The organism is Enterobacter sp. A103 (genome assembly GCF_034427535.1).
GTDB lineage: Bacteria > Pseudomonadota > Gammaproteobacteria > Enterobacterales > Enterobacteriaceae > Enterobacter > Enterobacter asburiae_B.
In genome coordinates this window covers 1-17048 of sequence record NZ_JAXQPQ010000002.1, presented here as the reverse complement: position 1 = coordinate 17048, position 17048 = coordinate 1, and the positions used below count along the sequence as shown (strand labels likewise).

Sequence of the window (17048 nt, the reverse complement as noted above, 5' to 3'; positions counted from 1 at the left end):
GCACAAATAACGCGTCTTTATGAAGAGGAACTGATGACGTATCAACAAGCTGGACGCATTGCGGTCTTAAAACGTATTGCTGGCTGGGTGATTTTTATTCCTGCCGTCATTTCTACGCTGATTTCTGTACTCAAATTTATGTACGATCACAGCGAAAAACAGCCGGGTATCAATGCGGTAATGCTTGATTTCGCTCATGTCATGATTGAGATGATGCGTTTTAATACGCCATTTTTGAATGTCTTCTGGTTTAACTCACCCACCCCAGATTTTCATCAACAGCTGAATATCGGCTTTTGGGTGATATATGCCCTGATCTTTGTCGCGCTGGCACTGCAGGCCTCTGGCGCGAGAATGAGTCGCCAGACGCGCTTTTTACGCGAAGGCGTTGAGGATCAGTTGATTCTGGAGCAGGCCAAAGGCCCGGAAGGAATGAGTCGGGAGCAGATTGAATCCCGCATCGTTGTGCCGCGTCACACCATTTTCCTGCAAATTTTCCCGCTCTACATCTTGCCCGTGATTATCATTGTGGCGGGATACTTCTTCTTCTCACTGCTCGGTTTTCTGTAAGCAATAAGGGTGGCGGCAAGGCCACCCTTATCTTCTCAGGCGGCAAGCATACGCTCGAGTGCCCGCTGCGCGTTAACAAGGTGTTCTCCGCCAAAAAGAATGGCACGGTTCATCAGCGTATAAAGCTGATACACCGGCTGGCGGTCGAGGAAACCGGGCGGGAGGGGGGAAACAGACTGGTATCCGTCGTATATTTGCGGCGGCTGCTCAGGATGAAGCGGCAGCATGGCAAGATCGCACTCTCTGTCACCCCAGTAGCAGGCCGGGTCAAAGATGTACGGGCCGTTGGGACCCAGCGCGCAGTTATTGGACCACAAATCGCCGTGCAGCAGAGACGCCTGAGGCTGGTGGGATGCCAGACGCTGTTGAACGTGCTCGACGATGGCGTCGATATTGCCAAACTCCAGCCCTTTCTCGGCGGCCAGCTCAAGCTGCCAGCCAATGCGCTGCTCGGCAAAAAATGTCGACCAACGACGCTGCCAGGCATTGGGCTGTGGCGTGGTGGAGAGATCGTTGTCAAAGTCGAGACCAAACTGCGGCTGGTCGCTCCATTGATGCAGGCGCGCTAACTGTTGGCCAAGGATGAACGCATTATGGGCATCCAGCGGGCGGGCGGGGAGATATTCCATTACCAGGAAGCTGTAGTCGCGGTCGCTCCCCACGGCCAGAACCTGCGGGACCGTGACCGTTTTACTGCGGGACAACAGCTCCAGCTGGTCGGCTTCGGCGGTAAATATTGAAAGCAGCTCTCGCTCATCGCATTTAACGAAGAGATCGCGCCCAGCGTAGCGTAAATGCCACGCGGCGTGGATCTCACCGCCTGGCAGTTCGTTACGCAGTTCAATTTCACCTTCACCCAGCTGCTCACGTAAAAGATGACTGATAGCCTGCCACATGTTGTCTCTCCCATGTTGTCTGCCAGATCATAAAGTTAGCGCATAACTGCGGTAAAAAAATACGAACTAACGCACACCTGAGCGGTTTAAATTCATACAGCGCACTTATTGTTCTTTTTTCCGCCAGCTTTCCCAGGTATCCACGTCAATTTCGGCAGGCTTGTCGGTCACGCTCTCCACCAGACTGGCGGCCAGCGCATGAACCTCTTCCTGACTCAGGGCGCCGATCAGACCAAATGTCAGGGTGCCTAAATCATGAATGTTGCCCTCGTCATCCGTCAGCGTGAGGAGAAAATTAGCGCGGGTGAAAGCATTGTTGAGCTCATTCAGCTCGGTCAGCGATGCTTCATGAAGGTTGATGGTCACGACGTAGCGTGTGATGTCACCACTGCTCATAATTCACCTCATTGTTATCATGGAAGTTTTCTTAGCATAGTCGATAGTTTGCGTTTGGCGACTCAGAGACGGCATTCCCCTCCGTAAAGACGAAGGGGAAGAGGGGTTAATTTCGGGACAGGTAATCGACGATTTTTTGCGTATCGGCAAGCGAACAGAGACGCGTGCCCTGGTTGATGGTGGCGGCGCTACCCGCCGCCACGCCGTAGCGTGTCATCTCGAGCAGAGACGCGCCCTGCGCCAGTTTTAGCGTCATCGCACCCACCATGCTATCGCCAGCGCCAACCGTGCTCTGGCTCTTCATCGGCGGTGGGACAACCTGAACGGACGACGATTCATCGACTGCCAGCGCCCCCTGAGGGCCAAGGGAGACGACTACGCGCCGCGCTTTGCCGCTTCGCACCAGCTCCTGCGCTGCGGTGCGCACATCATCAGGCTGCGTCAGTTCGCGGTTGACCAGCGCGCTTAACTCTTTCTGGTTGGGTTTGACCAGCTCCAGATTGCCCGGCACCAGAGCCGCCTGCAGGGCCTCGCCGCTGCTGTCGACTATGCAGCGGATACCGCGCTGCTGCGCGGCCTGAATCAGCGCCGTCAATTTTTCCGGGCTTACGCCGGGCGGCAGGCTGCCGCTTACCACCAGCAGCGCGCCGCTTTCTATCGTCAGCACTTTTTCTTCAAGCTGACGAAACTCGTCATCGCTGAGTTTCGCGCCCGGCATGACAAAACGGTACTGCTCGCCGCTGGATTCTACGTGGACATGCAGGTTTTGCCGCGTCCAGTCTTTGGCCTCAACGGTTTCAACGGCCACCTGTTCATCGGCCAGCAGAGAGACCAGGTGTTCACCGGTAGCACCGCCTGCGGGGAAAATTGCCGTGGCTTTGCCGCCGAGGTGTGTAATGGCGCGCGCCACGTTGATCCCGCCGCCGCCGGGCTCAAAGACCGGGGCGCTGCAGCGCAATTTACCTTCCGGGTAAATCTGCGGCGTCAGGGTGGCGGAATCCAGGGAAGGGGAGAGCGTCAGAGTATAAATAGAAACCATCATTACCTCCTTTTAGCATGGGTTCTTATTAGCCTGGCACCATTTGTCAGGAAGGCAATGTAAATAACAGTATGATTTTAAATATGAATACTGACGAAAAGTGAGGCGGGGGATATATAAAATAAAACGCTTTTTGAGATCGTTCTTATTCAAAAAATGAAATAAGAAAACATTGCTATGTTATTTGCGGCTTTTTATAATTTGTTACCTTTCTCTGGACGCCTTGTCATTGATCCTCAAGAAAGATTCCGGGACCGTGTGGTCTCTTTTTTTGTTGTACGGACTCCTTAATAAAATGAAGCTTTTAAAGACAGTGCCCGCTGCACTGATGCTGGCGGGTGGCGTGTTTGCGGCTATGAACGCGACCGCTGATGATACCGTTTTTACTGTCATGGACGATCCATCCACCGCGAAAAAACCGTTTGAAGGTAATCTGAATGCTGGGTACCTGGCACAATCCGGTAACACGAAAAGCTCTTCTCTGACGGCGGACAGTACGCTCACCTGGTACGGTAATACCACCGCCTGGTCTCTATGGGGTAATGCCAGCAACACTTCTGCTAACGACGAACGTTCTTCCGAGAAGTATGCGGTAGGCGGACGTAGCCGTTACAACATGACCGACTATGACTACCTGTTTGGTCAGGCAAGCTGGTTAACCGACCGTTACAACGGTTATCGCCAGCGCGATGTATTCACCGCCGGTTATGGTCGCCAGTTCCTGAACGGTCCGGTACACAGCTTCCGTTTTGAATTCGGTCCGGGTGTGCGTTACGACGAGTACACCAATGGCGATACCAAAACCCAACCGCTCGGTTACGCTTCCGGTACCTATGCCTGGCAGATGACTGACAACACCAAATTTACCCAGGGTGTTTCTGTATTTGGTGCCGACGATACGACGCTGAACTCTGAGACGGCGCTGAACGTGGCTATCAACGAACACTTTGGCCTGAAAGTCGCCTACAACGTGACCTGGAACTCTTCACCACCAGAATCTGCACCGGATCATACCGACCGCAGAACCACGGTTTCACTGGGTTATAGAATGTAATAAAAGCGGGCCGATGATGATGTCGGCCCGTTTATTGTCTGCGGTCTTTTGACGTCCCTTCTGATGACTTGTCTTCGCCCCTAGCCCCAAATCATTGCCGCCCAACGGAGTAGCAGCATTGCGCCGCAGATGGCAATCAGCACCAGCACCATTTTCCAGTGTTTAACGGCAAATCGTTTAGTTGGCATAACCTAATCCTTGTTGGTTGATATCCCCAGTCTACCAAACAGGGCCGAAATATGCCCCTTCTCAGGAACGATTGGGTTATGCCAGCGTAGGGTTCGGCTCAGAACCAGTGGAATCGTTCGGCGAGAATCAACAATAAACCTGTGGCGGAAAGGATGTTCAATATCACAACCGTTCTACTGGATACGTTCATGGTATGCACCTTTGGGTTTATAGACCTGTTCAAGAGTAGCCCAGCATCTTTGAAATGCGAGCGCAGGGGAGAAGCAACCTGCAAATTCGTGCGAAAGCGCCAGCCCATCAATCTGGCCGCAGAGGGTGCAATCTCCTTGCCGTTAGTGTTAACATTACGTCGCTTGCCGTAAATCCACATTAATCTGAATTCGGCTGGTGAATGATGACGAACCAATTTGACGATTGTTGGTCAGATGGTGTCGTAATCTATTGTCAAATCACGATTATTTTCTTTGTATATGCTCTTATGTGTGGGGCATCACTGCAAATAAGGATATAAAATGCCTGTAATTACTCTTCCTGATGGCAGCCAACGCCATTTTGACCGTGCTGTTAGCCCAATGGATGTTGCCCTGGACATTGGTCCTGGTCTCGCGAAAGCGACTATCGCTGGCCGCGTTAACGGTGAGCTGGTGGATGCTTCCGATCTGATCGAAAACGATGCGACGCTTGCAATCATCACCGCGAAAGACGAAGAAGGTCTGGAGATCATTCGTCACTCCTGCGCGCACCTGTTAGGCCATGCCATCAAACAGCTGTGGCCAAACACCAAAATGGCGATCGGTCCGGTTATCGACAATGGTTTCTACTACGACGTTGACCTTGACCACACCCTGACTCAGGAAGATATCGACGCGCTCGAAAAACGCATGCACGAGCTCGCCGAAACGAACTATGACGTCATCAAGAAGAAAGTCAGCTGGCACGAAGCGCGTGAAACCTTCGTGAAGCGCGGCGAGAGCTACAAGGTCTCTATTCTTGACGAAAACATTTCGCATGATGACAAGCCTGGCTTGTACCATCACGAAGAATACGTCGACATGTGCCGTGGACCGCACGTGCCGAACATGCGCTTCTGTCATCACTTTAAGCTGATGAAGATCGCAGGCGCCTACTGGCGTGGCGACAGCAACAACAAGATGTTGCAGCGTATCTATGGTACCGCGTGGGCCGATAAAAAAGCCCTGAACGCGTACCTGCTGCGCCTGGAAGAGGCGGCGAAGCGTGACCACCGTAAAATCGGTAAGCAGCTTGACCTGTACCACATGCAGGAAGAAGCGCCGGGCATGGTGTTCTGGCATAACGACGGCTGGACCATCTTCCGTGAACTGGAAACTTTCGTACGCTCCAAGCTGAAAGAGTACCAGTATCAGGAAGTGAAAGGCCCGTTCATGATGGACCGTGTGCTGTGGGAAAAAACCGGCCACTGGGACAACTACAAAGATGCGATGTTCACCACCTCGTCTGAGAACCGTGAATACTGCATCAAGCCAATGAACTGTCCGGGCCACGTTCAGATCTTCAACCAGGGTCTGAAATCCTACCGCGACCTGCCGCTGCGTATGGCGGAGTTCGGTAGCTGCCACCGTAACGAACCATCAGGTGCGCTGCACGGTCTGATGCGTGTTCGTGGCTTTACTCAGGATGATGCGCATATCTTCTGTACTGAAGATCAGGTCCGTGACGAAGTTAACGCCTGTATTCGTATGGTCTACGATATGTACAGCACCTTTGGCTTCGAGAAGATCGTGGTCAAACTCTCAACGCGTCCGGAAAAACGTATCGGTAGCGATGAGACATGGGATCGCGCAGAAGCGGATCTCGCCGTGGCGCTGGAAGAGAACGGTATTCCGTTCGAATACCAGCTGGGCGAGGGCGCATTCTACGGTCCGAAAATTGAATTTACCCTGTATGACTGCCTCGATCGCGCATGGCAGTGCGGTACTGTACAGCTGGACTTCTCCCTGCCGCAGCGTTTAAGCGCCTCTTATGTTGGCGAAGACAACGAGCGTCAGGTACCGGTAATGATTCACCGTGCAATTCTCGGTTCTCTGGAGCGCTTCATCGGCATCCTGACCGAAGAGTTCGCTGGCTTCTTCCCAACCTGGCTTGCGCCAGTGCAGGTCGTGGTGATGAACATTACCGATTCTCAGGCGGATTACGTTAAAGAATTGACGCAGAAACTACAAAATGCGGGCATTCGCGTAAAAGCAGACTTGAGAAATGAGAAGATTGGCTTTAAAATCCGCGAGCACACTTTACGTCGTGTCCCGTATATGATGGTCTGTGGTGATAAAGAGGTGGAAGCAGGCAAAGTTGCCGTTCGCACCCGCCGTGGTAAAGACCTGGGCAGCCTGGACGTAAGTGAAGTGATTGAGAAGCTGCAACAAGAGATTCGCAGCCGCAGTCTTCAACAACTGGAGGAATAAGGTATTAAAGGCGGAAAACGAGTTCAAACGGCACGTCCGAATCGTATCAATGGCGAGATTCGCGCCCAGGAAGTTCGCTTAACAGATCTTGAAGGTGAACCACTGGGGATTGTGAGTCTGAGAGAAGCGATCGAAAAAGCTGAAGAAGCTGGAGTAGATTTAGTTGAAATCAGCCCTAACGCCGAACCGCCAGTTTGTCGTATCATGGACTACGGCAAGTTCCTTTATGAAAAGAGTAAGTCTTCTAAGGAACAGAAGAAGAAGCAAAAAGTTATCCAGGTTAAGGAAATCAAATTCCGTCCTGGTACCGACGATGGCGATTATCAGGTAAAACTCCGCAGCCTGATTCGCTTTCTGGAAGATGGCGATAAGGCCAAGATCACACTGCGTTTCCGCGGTCGTGAGATGGCCCACCAACAGATTGGTATGGAAGTGCTTAACCGCGTCCGTGACGATCTGAGTGAACTGGCAGTAGTCGAATCCTTCCCTACGAAGATCGAAGGCCGCCAGATGATCATGGTGCTCGCTCCTAAGAAGAAACAGTAAGGCCTTCAAGCAGCAAAATCTGTGGAGCCTTCGGGTTTCATAGGTTTTGTTCGCCTATGTTTCGTTTATTTAACAATGCGAAGTGGAAGTTATTAAGATGCCAAAAATTAAGACCGTACGCGGTGCTGCTAAGCGCTTCAAAAAAACCGGTGGTGGTGGATTTAAGCGTAAGCACGCAAACCTGCGTCATATTCTGACCAAAAAATCTACTAAGCGTAAACGTCACCTGCGTCCAAAAGGCCTCGTTTCTAAAGGCGATCTGGGTCTGGTTATCGCGTGCCTGCCGTACGCATAAGCCGTTAACGTTTAATTTTTTACTAAGAATATAGATACAGGAGAGCACATATGGCTCGCGTAAAACGTGGTGTAATTGCACGTGCACGTCACAAGAAAATTTTGAAACAAGCTAAAGGCTACTACGGTGCGCGTTCACGCGTATACCGCGTTGCCTTCCAGGCTGTTATCAAAGCAGGTCAGTACGCTTACCGTGACCGTCGTCAGCGTAAGCGTCAGTTCCGTCAACTGTGGATTGCGCGTATCAACGCAGCAGCACGTCAGAACGGTATTTCTTACAGCAAATTCATCAACGGCCTGAAAAAAGCCTCTGTTGAAATCGACCGTAAGATCCTGGCTGACATCGCAGTATTCGACAAAGTAGCGTTCACCGCTCTGGTCGAAAAAGCGAAAGCAGCACTGGCATAAGCCAGTTGAGAGAGGGGGCTTTGCTCCCTCTTTTCATTTAACACCATCAGAAGATTGACATTTATCCGTCCAGGCTTTTCAATAAGGTCTTAACGGTTTTTACCAGACAAGGTAACGCAAGCATGAATGCTGCTATTTTCCGCTTCTTCTTTTACTTTAGCACCTGATTTCAGGAGGCTAGCGCGTGAAAGATGAAACGAAAAACAGCGCCAGATAAGCCTCCCGATGGAGGCTTTTTTTGTGCCTGAATTTGAGAGAATAACTCCACCAAATCGGTGTCTGCACCGACATAATGAGGAAAATCATGTCACATCTCGCAGAGCTGGTTGCCAGTGCAACAGCCGCCATTAATCAGGCCTCAGATGTTGCCGCGTTAGACAATGTCCGCGTCGAATATCTTGGGAAGAAAGGGCACCTGACCCTTCAGATGACAACCCTGCGTGAGCTGCCGCCAGAAGAACGCCCGGCAGCGGGTGCGGTGATTAACGAAGCCAAAGAGCAGGTACAGCAGGCGCTGAACGCGCGCAAAGCCGAGCTGGAAAGCGCGGTGCTGAATGCGCGTCTGGCCGCAGAGACGATCGACGTTTCTCTGCCGGGTCGCCGCATCGAAAACGGTGGTCTGCACCCGGTTACCCGCACCATCGATCGCATTGAAAGTTTCTTCGGTGAGCTCGGCTTTACCGTGGCGACTGGCCCGGAAATCGAAGATGATTACCACAACTTCGACGCCCTGAACATTCCTGGCCATCATCCGGCACGCGCTGACCACGACACTTTCTGGTTCGACGCTACGCGTCTGCTGCGTACTCAGACCTCCGGCGTTCAGATCCGTACCATGAAGGATCAGGAGCCGCCAATCCGCATTATCGCGCCGGGCCGCGTCTATCGTAACGACTACGATCAGACCCACACCCCAATGTTCCACCAGATGGAAGGTTTGATTGTTGATAAAAACATCAGCTTCACCAACCTGAAGGGCACGCTGCACGATTTCCTGAACAACTTCTTTGAGGAAGATCTGCAGGTTCGTTTCCGTCCGTCCTACTTCCCGTTCACCGAACCGTCTGCGGAAGTTGACGTGATGGGTAAAAACGGCAAATGGCTGGAAGTGCTGGGCTGCGGCATGGTGCATCCAAACGTGCTGCGCAACGTGGGTATCGATCCGGAAGTTTACTCCGGCTTTGCTTTCGGCATGGGCATGGAGCGTCTGACTATGCTGCGCTACGGCGTGACCGACTTACGTGCATTCTTCGAAAACGATCTGCGTTTCCTCAAACAGTTTAAATAAGGGCAGGACAGAACAATGAAATTCAGTGAACTGTGGTTACGCGAGTGGGTGAACACCACGCTGGACAGCGACGCGCTTTCTAACCAGATCACCATGGCAGGTCTGGAAGTCGACGGCGTTGAGCCGGTTTCCGGTGCCTTCAACGGCGTGGTCGTTGGCGAAGTGGTCGAGTGCGGCCAGCACCCGAATGCTGACAAACTGCGCGTAACAAAAGTAAACGTGGGCGGTGACCGTCTGCTGGATATCGTCTGCGGTGCGCCAAACTGCCGTCAGGGCCTGAAGGTGGCCGTGGCGACCGTCGGTGCGGTGCTGCCGGGTGATTTCAAAATTAAAGCGGCTAAGCTGCGCGGCGAGCCGTCTGAAGGCATGCTGTGCTCCTTCTCCGAGCTGGGTATTTCCGACGATCACAACGGCATTATTGAGCTGCCGCTGGATGCGCCAATCGGCACCGATATCCGTGAATACCTGAAGCTTGATGACAACACTATCGAAATCAGCGTCACGCCAAACCGTGCCGACTGCTTAGGTATCATCGGCGTGGCGCGCGACGTGGCCGTGCTGAACCAGACTGAGCTGAACGCGCCGGAAATCGCGCCGGTTGAAGCGACCATCAGTGACGTGCTGCCTATCCAGGTTGACGCTGCGGATGCTTGCCCGCGCTACCTCGGTCGCGTGGTGAAAGGCATCAACCTGAAAGCGCCAACTCCGCTGTGGATGAAAGAGAAGCTGCGCCGCTGCGGTATTCGCTCTATCGACGCCGTGGTCGACGTGACCAACTACGTTCTGCTGGAGCTGGGCCAGCCAATGCACGCGTTCGATAAAGACCGTATCGACGGCGGCATCGTTGTGCGCATGGCGAAAGAGGGCGAAACCCTGGTTCTGCTCGACGGCAGCGAAGCGAAACTGAACGCCGACACCCTGGTGATTGCTGACCACAGCAAAGCGCTGGCAATGGGCGGTATCTTCGGGGGCGAGCACTCGGGCGTCAACGACGAGACGCAAAACGTCCTGCTGGAATGCGCGTTCTTCAGCCCGCTCTCCATCACCGGTCGCGCACGCCGCCACGGCCTGCATACCGATGCCTCTCACCGCTACGAGCGCGGCGTTGACCCGGCGCTGCAGTACAAAGCGATGGAACGTGCGACCCGCCTGCTGATCGACATCTGCGGCGGTGAAGCGGGCCCGGTTATCGACGTCACCAACGAAGCGACCCTGCCGAAGCGTGCGACCATCACCCTGCGCCGCAGCAAGCTGGATCGCCTGATTGGTCACCACGTTGCCGATGCGCAGGTAACCGACATCCTGAAACGTCTGGGCTGTGAAGTAACCGAAGGCCAGGACGAATGGAAAGCCGTTGCGCCATCATGGCGTTTCGACATGGAAATTGAAGAAGATCTGGTGGAAGAAGTGGCCCGCGTTTACGGCTACAACAACATCCCTGACGAGCCTGTCCAGGCAGGTCTGGTGATGGGCACCCACCGCGAAGCCGACCTGTCCCTGAAGCGTGTGAAAACCATGCTGAACGACAAAGGCTACCAGGAAGTGATCACCTACAGCTTCGTTGATCCAAAGCTGCAGCAGCTGATCCACCCGGGTCAGGAGGCGCTGATCCTGCCAAGCCCAATTTCCAGCGAAATGTCCGCGATGCGTCTGTCTCTGTGGACGGGCCTGCTGGGCACTGTCGTTTATAACCAGAATCGCCAGCAAAACCGCGTGCGAATTTTCGAAAGCGGTTTGCGCTTTGTACCGGATAATCAGGCAAATTTAGGCATCCGTCAGGATCTCATGCTGGCTGGCGCCATCAGCGGCAACCGCTATGAAGAGCACTGGGACCTGGCAAAAGGCACGGTTGATTTCTACGATATGAAGGGCGATCTGGAAGCGATTCTGGATCTGACCGGTAAATTATCTGAAATTGAATTCCGCGCAGAAGCTATCCCGGCTCTGCATCCGGGCCAGAGCGCAGCTATCTATTTAGACGGCAAACGCGTTGGTTTTATTGGGGTTGTTCACCCTGAGCTGGAGCGTAAGCTGGACCTGAACGGCCGTACCATCGTGTTCGAGCTGGAATGGAACCCGGTGGCTGACCGCGTTATTCCTCAGGCTCAGGACGTCTCGCGCTTCCCGGCAAACCGCCGTGATATCGCGGTTGTGGTCGCGGAAAATGTGCCTGCAGCAGATATTTTGGCCGAATGTAAGAAAGTTGGCGTAAATCAGGTAGTTGGCGTAAACTTATTTGACGTGTACCGCGGCAAGGGCGTAGCAGAAGGTTTCAAGAGCCTCGCTATTAGCCTTATCCTTCAGGATACCAGCCGTACACTCGAAGAAGAGGAGATTGCCGCTACCGTCGCCAAATGTGTAGAGGCATTAAAAGAGCGATTCCAGGCATCATTGAGGGATTGAACCTATGGCGCTTACAAAAGCTGAAATGTCAGAATATCTGTTTGATAAGCTTGGGCTTAGCAAACGGGATGCCAAAGAGCTGGTAGAGCTGTTTTTCGAAGAGATCCGTCGTGCTCTGGAAAATGGTGAGCAGGTAAAACTCTCCGGTTTTGGCAATTTTGATTTGCGAGACAAAAACCAACGTCCGGGCCGCAACCCGAAGACGGGGGAAGATATTCCCATTACAGCCCGCCGCGTGGTGACCTTCAGACCCGGCCAGAAGTTGAAAAGCCGTGTCGAAAACGCAACGCCCAAAGCAGAGTAATATGAACTAACTAAAAAGGCCGCCCACGCGGCCTTTTTTCTTTGCGCTCTCCGGCAAACCCGCCGTAAAATCAATTACATCTCTCGCTACTAAAACCGTACCCATGCTTGATTATGCCCATCACCAGCACCGTTCCGATAAGCGTCACCTGCTTTTGCTGGTGCTGATGCTCATTGTCGCCGCAGGCGTGAGCCTCTGCGCGGGCGACAGATGGATCGGGCCTGAAAGCTGGTGGGGGCCTGACGGGCAGCTCTTCGTCTGGCAAATTCGCCTGCCGCGCACCGTCGCGGTGGTTCTGGTCGGCGCCGCGCTGGCGCTGTGCGGCACCATAATGCAGGCGTTGTTTGATAACCCTCTGGCGGAGCCCGGGCTGCTCGGCGTGTCAAACGGCGCAGGCGTAGGCCTGATTGCGGCGGTGATGCTGGGTGGGGGAGAACTCTCCGGATGGAGTATTAGCCTGAGCGCTATCCTCGGCGCGCTGCTAATCACCGCGATCCTTCTTCGTTTCGCCAGACGGCACTTATCGACCAGCCGCCTGCTGCTTGCCGGCGTGGCGCTGGGGATCATCTGCAGCGCGCTGATGACCTGGGCGGTCTACTTTTCAACATCCTTTGACTTGCGTCAGCTGATGTACTGGATGATGGGCGGCTTTGGAGGCGTTGACTGGCACCAGGGCTGGCTGATGGCGCTGCTGGTGCCGGTCATCGTTTGGGCGGCCCTGCAGGCGCAGCCGCTGAATATGCTCGCGCTGGGTGAAACCTCTGCCCGCCAGCTCGGCATGCCGATTGGGTTCTGGCGTAATGTGCTGGTAATAGCCATTGGCTGGCTGGTCGGCGTCAGCGTGGCTCTGGCGGGCGCGATCGGCTTTATCGGGCTGGTGATTCCGCACATGCTGCGCCTGTGTGGCCTCACGGACCATCGGACCCTGCTTCCGGCCTCGGCGGTTGCCGGGGCCGTCACGCTGCTGGTGGCCGATATCATCGCCCGGCTTGCCCTGACGGCAGCCGAGCTGCCGATTGGCGTGGTGACCGCCACGCTGGGCGCGCCGGTATTTATCTGGCTACTATTAAAAGTTGGACGTTAATCAACAAGCCGTAAGACAACCTGAGGGAATGCTATGCAGTCAGATATCCTGAATACTGAAGTGACCACCATTGATGGCGATAACACCACTCTGGAAGGCTACAAAGGCAACGTGCTGCTTATCGTCAACGTGGCATCCAAATGTGGCCTGACGCCGCAGTACGAACAGCTGGAGAACATTCAGAAGGCCTGGGAGAAAGACGGTTTCACCGTGCTGGGCTTCCCGTGCAACCAGTTCCTGGGCCAGGAGCCGGGTAGCGAAGAGGAGATTAAAACCTTCTGCAGCACCACCTATGGCGTGACGTTCCCGATGTTCAGCAAAATCGATGTTAATGGTGAAGACCGCCATCCGCTGTATGCGAAGCTGATCGCTGCCGCGCCGAAGGCCGTTGCGCCGGAAGGAAGCGGTTTTTATGAACGCATGGCCAGCAAAGGCCGCGCGCCGCTTTACCCGGACGATATCCTGTGGAATTTTGAAAAATTCCTGATTGGCCGCGACGGCCAGGTCGTTCAGCGTTTTTCGCCGGATATGACCCCTGAAGATCCGATCGTCATGGAATCGATCAAGCTGGCGCTGGCGAAATAATGTCGTTGCTGATGCAGCTCACGGACGTTGCCGAGCGGGGACGTCTGGAGCCGATAACCGAAATCATCAATGCGGGAGAAATCCTGCATCTTGTCGGGCCAAACGGTGCAGGGAAGAGCACGCTGCTGGCACGGATGGCAGGCATGACCGACGGAGAAGGGCAGATAACGCTGCTGGAGCATACGCTCGCGGACTGGACGCCGGTCTCGCTGGCGCATCGGCGCAGCTATCTCGTACAGCAGCAGATGCCGCCCTTTGCGATGCCGGTCTGGCACTATCTGATGCTGCATTTGCACGACAAACAACAAACGGCACTGCTGACGGACGTTGCATCGGCCCTGGGACTGGAAGATAAACTGTCCCGGCATGCCAGCCAGCTTTCCGGCGGAGAGTGGCAGCGGGTGCGCCTGGCGGCCGTCATTCTTCAGATCCACCCGGCAGGTAATCCTCACGGGCGAATGCTGCTCCTCGATGAACCCATGAGCGGTCTGGACGTGGCGCAGCAGGCGGCACTGGATACGCTGTTAAGCACCCTGAGCCGAAAAGGTATCGCCGTGGTGATGAGCAGTCATGACCTCAACCACACCCTGCGTCATGCCCACCGGGTGTGGCTGCTGTCGCAGGGAAAGATGATCGCCAGCGGCGCGCGGGATCGGGTTCTTACGCCGCCCCATCTTGCCCGCGCGTACAACATGTCGTTCCGCAGGCTGGATATTGAGGGACATAAGATGCTGATTTCTACCGGGCAGACGTAACCGTTTCTTGCCTCTTAGCACAATTGCACGCTAAATTACGAAAAGAACAAAAAAAGCAGAGGATTCGTCTGAAAATGCGATTCTGGTTTCTCCTGATGGCCGCACTTTTTCTTGCGGGATGCAGTAGCCATCGTGCGCCGCCGCCTAACCCACGGCTTTCAGATTCGATCACCGTCATTGCCAGCCTTAACGATCAGCTGAGCAACTGGCGCGGTACGCCTTATCGCTACGGCGGAATGAGCCGCGGCGGCGTAGATTGTTCCGGCTTCGTTCTGATGACGTTCCGCGATAAGTTTGATTTACAGCTTCCGCGCGAAACGCGCAAGCAGGCCGAAATTGGCACTGAAATTGATAAAGACGATCTTCTCCCCGGGGACCTGGTTTTCTTCAAAACCGGATCGGGTGAAAGCGGTCTTCATGTGGGGATATATGATACAGACAATCAGTTCATTCACGCTTCGACAAGCCGCGGGGTGATGCGCTCTTCTCTTGATAATGTTTACTGGCGTAAAAATTTCTGGCAGGCACGACGTATATAGTCTTTGTCAGACACTTCTCTTATGACGGCATGGTATCTAATAAATCATGCCGTTTTTTCTCAAATAAGATGCTTAAAGTTAAATTTATCTAAAATTAGCGAATCCTGCATGTGTCTGTTTTATCTAAAACTGGCTATTATTCGGCAACCAGGATAAAATTATTTTAGATTCAGGGATAAATCTGAAAATAAAAACGGAACTAATGAAATTAATCTTATTAAAATCAAGACAGTGGAATTGTGTCGGCAATTGCTCCAGGATGTCCTCTCTCATCTTTAATGTGGAGCGAGTGCAATGATTATTACGCTAGATAATGCTTACCAGTCTGAACTGCTGCTTCTGCCTGCCCGTAATAGCGCAGGGGAGCTTAAAGGTTTAGAGGTTCTGGTTAACTTTACTGGCGTCGGCAGCGATGTGCGGATCCCCACTGAGCTCGTTATCCCTCGGCTTTCAGCATCTGAAGAGTTAGTGCTGTTTAACGAAAAATTGCAATTGCTTGATACCTGTAAACTGTTTTTTATTCAGCATCAGTTAATTGCATGGATCAATATTACACCTGCAATAGTTGAATTTTTATTAAGTAATGGAAACGCTGTTTCAATCCTTGAGCGTTATCCGTTTCTTGAGTTTACTGTTAATGAGAATTATCCAGGTTTAAATAACGGAAAGGACGATCTGCAGCTGGCGAGAATGGCAATCCATTTCCCGTTGGTTCTGGCAAACTTTGGCGCAGGTGCCGCATCGCTCAAAGCGGTCTATGATGGATTATTTAAACGGGTCATCCTCGATAAAGGCTTCATTCAGCAGCGTGCCCCGGAGCTCTCTTTTGAGCCTTTTATGCGCGCCATCCTCTGGCAAATCACGCCGCACTGCCAGTCAGTGATCGTCTCGGGCATTGACGACCACGGCCTGTTGCAACGCGTTTTGTCCTTCAATTTTGGCGCCATGCAGGGCGCACTCTGGCCAGCCGTCTCTGCGGAGCACGTTACATCGCTGGTTCAGCAGCGATAACCCTTGCTTTCGCCCGTGTTTAAGTCCGGGTAAACCCTCTACACTAAAAGCAGGAGGACTTATGACCCTGTCTTTTACTGCTCACTGGCATGACGAGTTGCCTGGCTTTTACACCGCACTCAAACCAACACCGTTACAAAATTCACGCCTTATCTGGCATAACGATTTGCTGGCAGAAGAACTGGCCATTCCGCCTGAGCTGTTTCAGCGTTCAGAAGGCGCAGGCGTCTGGGGCGGTGAAACGCTTCTCGCCGGTATGCAGCCTCTGGCCCAGGTCTATAGCGGACATCAGTTTGGCGTCTGGGCGGGGCAGCTGGGCGACGGCAGGGGGATCCTGCTCGGCGAACAACGGCTTCCCAACGGGGAGACGGTTGACTGGCACCTGAAAGGCGCGGGCCTTACTCCCTGGTCGCGAATGGGCGACGGGCGCGCGGTGCTGCGTTCAACGATCCGCGAAAGCCTGGCGTCAGAAGCGATGCATGCCCTGGGTATTCCCACTACGCGCGCGCTGTCGATTGTCACCAGCGATACGCCGGTAGCGCGCGAAACGGTGGAAAAAGGGGCGATGCTGATGCGTATTGCGCAAAGCCATTTGCGCTTTGGTCATTTCGAGCACTTTTACTATCGCCGCGAGCCGGACAAGGTTCGCCAGCTGGCTGACTTTGCCATTCGTCACCACTGGGCGCATTTGCAGGACGAAGCGGACAAATACGTTCTCTGGTTCAGGGATGTGGTTGCCCGTACCGCAAGCCTGATTGCCCGCTGGCAAACGGTGGGCTTTGCGCATGGCGTCATGAATACGGACAACATGTCGATCCTCGGGCTGACCTTTGATTACGGTCCGTTTGGTTTCCTGGACGATTATCAGCCTGGCTATATCTGCAATCACTCCGACTATCAGGGGCGTTACAGCTTTGACAATCAGCCCGCGGTTGGCCTGTGGAACCTGCAGCGGCTTGCGCAAACCCTGTCGCCGTTCATCGACGTAGATGCCCTCAACGATGCGCTCGACAGCTATCAGGACATATTGCTGCGAGAATACGGCTCGCTGATGCGCAACAAGCTGGGGCTGATGACGCAGGAGAAGGGCGATAACGACATCCTCAACGGTCTGTTTGCCCTCATGGCGCGCGAGGGCAGCGATTATACCCGTACCTTCCGGATGCTGAGCCAGACGGAGCAGCACAGTGCGGCCTCGCCGCTGCGCGACGAGTTTATTGACAGACAGGCGTTTGACGACTGGTTT

General features: G+C 53.8%; 21 protein-coding genes and 1 other annotated feature. Of the genes, 16 read left to right on the top strand and 5 right to left on the bottom strand.

The features are described from left to right. The first annotated feature begins 33 nt into the window (after positions 1-33). Positions 34-570, top strand: a complete 537-nt coding sequence (locus tag SPH27_RS05460) for a YniB family protein (protein ID WP_023311291.1) — start codon at positions 34-36, stop codon at positions 568-570. 35 nt (positions 571-605) lie between these two features. On the opposite strand, the gene SPH27_RS05455 is transcribed toward SPH27_RS05460, so the two are convergent. From SPH27_RS05455 to pfkB, 3 genes are all read right to left on the bottom strand, one after another. After that, complete coding sequence (locus tag SPH27_RS05455; protein WP_182071161.1) at positions 606-1466, bottom strand: fructosamine kinase family protein; 861 nt, start codon at positions 1464-1466, stop codon at positions 606-608. A 105-nt stretch (positions 1467-1571) separates the two neighbouring features. Continuing rightward, a complete protein-coding gene (ghoS, locus tag SPH27_RS05450; RefSeq protein ID WP_033145271.1) occupies positions 1572-1862 on the bottom strand; it encodes a type V toxin-antitoxin system endoribonuclease antitoxin GhoS in 291 nt (96 codons plus the stop codon). Positions 1863-1968: 106 nt separating this feature from the next. After that, positions 1969-2901, bottom strand: a complete 933-nt coding sequence (gene pfkB / locus SPH27_RS05445; RefSeq protein WP_182071285.1) for a 6-phosphofructokinase II — start codon at positions 2899-2901, stop codon at positions 1969-1971. A 295-nt stretch (positions 2902-3196) separates the two neighbouring features. On the opposite strand from pfkB, the gene SPH27_RS05440 reads away from it, so the two are divergent. Then, complete coding sequence (locus tag SPH27_RS05440) at positions 3197-3955, top strand: DUF481 domain-containing protein (RefSeq protein WP_033145273.1); 759 nt, start codon at positions 3197-3199, stop codon at positions 3953-3955. Between the two features lie 80 nt (positions 3956-4035). On the opposite strand, the gene yniD is transcribed toward SPH27_RS05440, so the two are convergent. Continuing rightward, entirely contained in the window at positions 4036-4143 is a 108-nt protein-coding gene (gene yniD / locus SPH27_RS05435) for a small membrane protein YniD (RefSeq protein ID WP_008500658.1), read from the bottom strand. 98 nt (positions 4144-4241) lie between these two features. After that, positions 4242-4334: a stress response membrane protein YncL gene (gene yncL / locus SPH27_RS05430; RefSeq protein ID WP_021241082.1), complete on the bottom strand. Its 93-nt coding sequence runs from the start codon at positions 4332-4334 to the stop codon at positions 4242-4244. A gap of 322 nt (positions 4335-4656) precedes the next feature. Here yncL and thrS point away from each other — a divergent pair, with 322 nt between their 5' ends. The 14 genes from thrS to SPH27_RS05360 form a co-directional block, all read left to right on the top strand. Continuing rightward, entirely contained in the window at positions 4657-6585 is a 1929-nt protein-coding gene (thrS, locus tag SPH27_RS05425) for a threonine--tRNA ligase (protein WP_181594920.1), read from the top strand. 3 nt (positions 6586-6588) lie between these two features. Next, entirely contained in the window at positions 6589-7131 is a 543-nt protein-coding gene (gene infC, locus SPH27_RS05420) for a translation initiation factor IF-3 (protein WP_014069901.1), read from the top strand. 97 nt (positions 7132-7228) lie between these two features. Further along, positions 7229-7426: a 50S ribosomal protein L35 gene (gene rpmI, locus SPH27_RS05415; protein WP_003030583.1), complete on the top strand. Its 198-nt coding sequence runs from the start codon at positions 7229-7231 to the stop codon at positions 7424-7426. Positions 7427-7476: 50 nt separating this feature from the next. Further along, entirely contained in the window at positions 7477-7833 is a 357-nt protein-coding gene (gene rplT, locus SPH27_RS05410; RefSeq protein ID WP_000124850.1) for a 50S ribosomal protein L20, read from the top strand. A gap of 117 nt (positions 7834-7950) precedes the next feature. After that, positions 7951-8075, top strand: a sequence feature (Phe leader region). Next, positions 7956-8000 (top strand): pheST operon leader peptide PheM, encoded by a 45-nt coding sequence (pheM, locus tag SPH27_RS05405; RefSeq protein WP_001386830.1) that lies wholly within the window; start codon positions 7956-7958, stop codon positions 7998-8000. (Overlaps the previous feature by 45 nt.) Positions 8076-8137: 62 nt before the next feature. After that, positions 8138-9121 (top strand): phenylalanine--tRNA ligase subunit alpha, encoded by a 984-nt coding sequence (gene pheS, locus SPH27_RS05400; protein ID WP_010426091.1) that lies wholly within the window; start codon positions 8138-8140, stop codon positions 9119-9121. A gap of 15 nt (positions 9122-9136) precedes the next feature. After that, positions 9137-11524 (top strand): phenylalanine--tRNA ligase subunit beta, encoded by a 2388-nt coding sequence (pheT, locus tag SPH27_RS05395; protein ID WP_182071162.1) that lies wholly within the window; start codon positions 9137-9139, stop codon positions 11522-11524. A gap of 4 nt (positions 11525-11528) precedes the next feature. Then, the gene (gene ihfA / locus SPH27_RS05390; protein WP_003857805.1) at positions 11529-11828 is read left to right on the top strand and encodes an integration host factor subunit alpha; all 300 of its coding nucleotides are present in this window, start codon (positions 11529-11531) and stop codon (positions 11826-11828) included. Between the two features lie 103 nt (positions 11829-11931). Next, complete coding sequence (btuC, locus tag SPH27_RS05385) at positions 11932-12912, top strand: vitamin B12 ABC transporter permease BtuC (RefSeq protein WP_182071163.1); 981 nt, start codon at positions 11932-11934, stop codon at positions 12910-12912. A 33-nt stretch (positions 12913-12945) separates the two neighbouring features. Next, positions 12946-13497 carry a glutathione peroxidase gene (locus SPH27_RS05380; RefSeq protein WP_023311298.1) on the top strand — a complete coding sequence of 184 codons (552 nt, stop codon included), beginning with the start codon at positions 12946-12948 and terminating at the stop codon, positions 13495-13497. Continuing rightward, positions 13497-14252, top strand: a complete 756-nt coding sequence (gene btuD, locus SPH27_RS05375; protein WP_048979468.1) for a vitamin B12 ABC transporter ATP-binding protein BtuD — start codon at positions 13497-13499, stop codon at positions 14250-14252. Before SPH27_RS05380 ends, btuD begins: the two co-directional genes overlap by 1 nt. Before the next feature lie 74 nt (positions 14253-14326). Then, positions 14327-14791, top strand: coding sequence for an NlpC/P60 family protein (locus SPH27_RS05370; RefSeq protein ID WP_008500650.1), 465 nt, complete (start codon positions 14327-14329; stop codon positions 14789-14791). Positions 14792-15085: 294 nt separating this feature from the next. Continuing rightward, the gene (locus SPH27_RS05365) at positions 15086-15802 is read left to right on the top strand and encodes an EAL domain-containing protein (protein ID WP_182071164.1); all 717 of its coding nucleotides are present in this window, start codon (positions 15086-15088) and stop codon (positions 15800-15802) included. A 61-nt stretch (positions 15803-15863) separates the two neighbouring features. Beyond that, positions 15864-17048, top strand: a 1185-nt coding sequence (locus SPH27_RS05360) for a protein adenylyltransferase SelO family protein (protein ID WP_322435615.1), incomplete at its 3' end; no start/stop codon positions are given.

Coding starts and splice junctions, on each gene's coding strand:
- SPH27_RS05460 (WP_023311291.1), top strand. CDS start 34: ATGACGTATCAACAAGCTGGACGCATTGCGGTCTTAAAACGTATTGCT.
- SPH27_RS05455 (WP_182071161.1), bottom strand. CDS start 1,466: ATGTGGCAGGCTATCAGTCATCTTTTACGTGAGCAGCTGGGTGAAGGT.
- ghoS (WP_033145271.1), bottom strand. CDS start 1,862: ATGAGCAGTGGTGACATCACACGCTACGTCGTGACCATCAACCTTCAT.
- pfkB (WP_182071285.1), bottom strand. CDS start 2,901: ATGGTTTCTATTTATACTCTGACGCTCTCCCCTTCCCTGGATTCCGCC.
- SPH27_RS05440 (WP_033145273.1), top strand. CDS start 3,197: ATGAAGCTTTTAAAGACAGTGCCCGCTGCACTGATGCTGGCGGGTGGC.
- yniD (WP_008500658.1), bottom strand. CDS start 4,143: ATGCCAACTAAACGATTTGCCGTTAAACACTGGAAAATGGTGCTGGTG.
- yncL (WP_021241082.1), bottom strand. CDS start 4,334: ATGAACGTATCCAGTAGAACGGTTGTGATATTGAACATCCTTTCCGCC.
- thrS (WP_181594920.1), top strand. CDS start 4,657: ATGCCTGTAATTACTCTTCCTGATGGCAGCCAACGCCATTTTGACCGT.
- rpmI (WP_003030583.1), top strand. CDS start 7,229: ATGCCAAAAATTAAGACCGTACGCGGTGCTGCTAAGCGCTTCAAAAAA.
- rplT (WP_000124850.1), top strand. CDS start 7,477: ATGGCTCGCGTAAAACGTGGTGTAATTGCACGTGCACGTCACAAGAAA.
- pheS (WP_010426091.1), top strand. CDS start 8,138: ATGTCACATCTCGCAGAGCTGGTTGCCAGTGCAACAGCCGCCATTAAT.
- pheT (WP_182071162.1), top strand. CDS start 9,137: ATGAAATTCAGTGAACTGTGGTTACGCGAGTGGGTGAACACCACGCTG.
- ihfA (WP_003857805.1), top strand. CDS start 11,529: ATGGCGCTTACAAAAGCTGAAATGTCAGAATATCTGTTTGATAAGCTT.
- btuC (WP_182071163.1), top strand. CDS start 11,932: ATGCTTGATTATGCCCATCACCAGCACCGTTCCGATAAGCGTCACCTG.
- SPH27_RS05380 (WP_023311298.1), top strand. CDS start 12,946: ATGCAGTCAGATATCCTGAATACTGAAGTGACCACCATTGATGGCGAT.
- btuD (WP_048979468.1), top strand. CDS start 13,497: ATGTCGTTGCTGATGCAGCTCACGGACGTTGCCGAGCGGGGACGTCTG.
- SPH27_RS05370 (WP_008500650.1), top strand. CDS start 14,327: ATGCGATTCTGGTTTCTCCTGATGGCCGCACTTTTTCTTGCGGGATGC.
- SPH27_RS05365 (WP_182071164.1), top strand. CDS start 15,086: ATGATTATTACGCTAGATAATGCTTACCAGTCTGAACTGCTGCTTCTG.